Genomic DNA, 1619 nt, shown 5'->3' with positions numbered 1-1619 from the left:
ACGGTCAGTATTTTGAGTGAGCGACACCATCTTCGGATGGTTGCCCGAAAGGGCGAAACAGAGATTGAACTGAAGAGTTTGATCCTGGCTCAGATTGAACGCTGGCGGCATGCTTTACACATGCAAGTCGAACGGCAGCGCGGGCTTCGGCCTGGCGGCGAGTGGCGAACGGGTGAGTAATATATCGGAACGTACCCAGAAGTGGGGGATAACGTAGCGAAAGTTACGCTAATACCGCATACGATCTACGGATGAAAGCAGGGGATCGCAAGACCTTGTGCTTTTGGAGCGGCCGATATCTGATTAGCTAGTTGGTGAGGTAAAGGCTCACCAAGGCGACGATCAGTAGCTGGTCTGAGAGGACGACCAGCCACACTGGAACTGAGACACGGTCCAGACTCCTACGGGAGGCAGCAGTGGGGAATTTTGGACAATGGGGGCAACCCTGATCCAGCAATGCCGCGTGAGTGAAGAAGGCCTTCGGGTTGTAAAGCTCTTTTGTCAGGGAAGAAACGGGAGTGGCTAATATCCATTCCTAATGACGGTACCTGAAGAATAAGCACCGGCTAACTACGTGCCAGCAGCCGCGGTAATACGTAGGGTGCAAGCGTTAATCGGAATTACTGGGCGTAAAGCGTGCGCAGGCGGTTTTGTAAGTCTGACGTGAAATCCCCGGGCTTAACCTGGGAATTGCGTTGGAGACTGCAAGGCTGGAGTCTGGCAGAGGGGGGTAGAATTCCACGTGTAGCAGTGAAATGCGTAGAGATGTGGAGGAACACCGATGGCGAAGGCAGCCCCCTGGGTCAAGACTGACGCTCATGCACGAAAGCGTGGGGAGCAAACAGGATTAGATACCCTGGTAGTCCACGCCCTAAACGATGTCTACTAGTTGTCGGGTTTTAATTAACTTGGTAACGCAGCTAACGCGTGAAGTAGACCGCCTGGGGAGTACGGTCGCAAGATTAAAACTCAAAGGAATTGACGGGGACCCGCACAAGCGGTGGATGATGTGGATTAATTCGATGCAACGCGAAAAACCTTACCTACCCTTGACATGTCAGGAACCTTGGAGAGATCTGAGGGTGCCCGAAAGGGAGCCTGAACACAGGTGCTGCATGGCTGTCGTCAGCTCGTGTCGTGAGATGTTGGGTTAAGTCCCGCAACGAGCGCAACCCTTGTCATTAGTTGCTACGAAAGGGCACTCTAATGAGACTGCCGGTGACAAACCGGAGGAAGGTGGGGATGACGTCAAGTCCTCATGGCCCTTATGGGTAGGGCTTCACACGTCATACAATGGTACATACAGAGGGCCGCCAACCCGCGAGGGGGAGCTAATCCCAGAAAGTGTATCGTAGTCCGGATCGTAGTCTGCAACTCGACTACGTGAAGTTGGAATCGCTAGTAATCGCGGATCAGCATGCCGCGGTGAATACGTTCCCGGGTCTTGTACACACCGCCCGTCACACCATGGGAGCGGGTTTTACCAGAAGTAGGTAGCTTAACCGCAAGGGGGGCGCTTACCACGGTAGGATTCGTGACTGGGGTGAAGTCGTAACAAGGTAGCCGTATCGGAAGGTGCGGCTGGATCACCTCCTTTCTAGAGTAGCACCAGGAGCTAG

The 1619-nt window shown here is 53.8% G+C and carries 1 rRNA gene; it reads left to right on the top strand.

Annotated elements, in window-relative coordinates:
* The first annotated feature begins 66 nt into the window (after nt 1-66).
* A 16S ribosomal RNA gene (locus tag NX778_RS24505) occupies nt 67-1597 on the top strand.
* Nucleotides 1598-1619 lie beyond the last annotated feature (22 nt).

This window comes from Massilia terrae (assembly GCF_024753145.1).
In the GTDB taxonomy this organism is placed as follows: domain Bacteria; phylum Pseudomonadota; class Gammaproteobacteria; order Burkholderiales; family Burkholderiaceae_D; genus Telluria; species Telluria terrae.
This window is presented reverse-complemented; position numbering and strand designations above follow the sequence as displayed.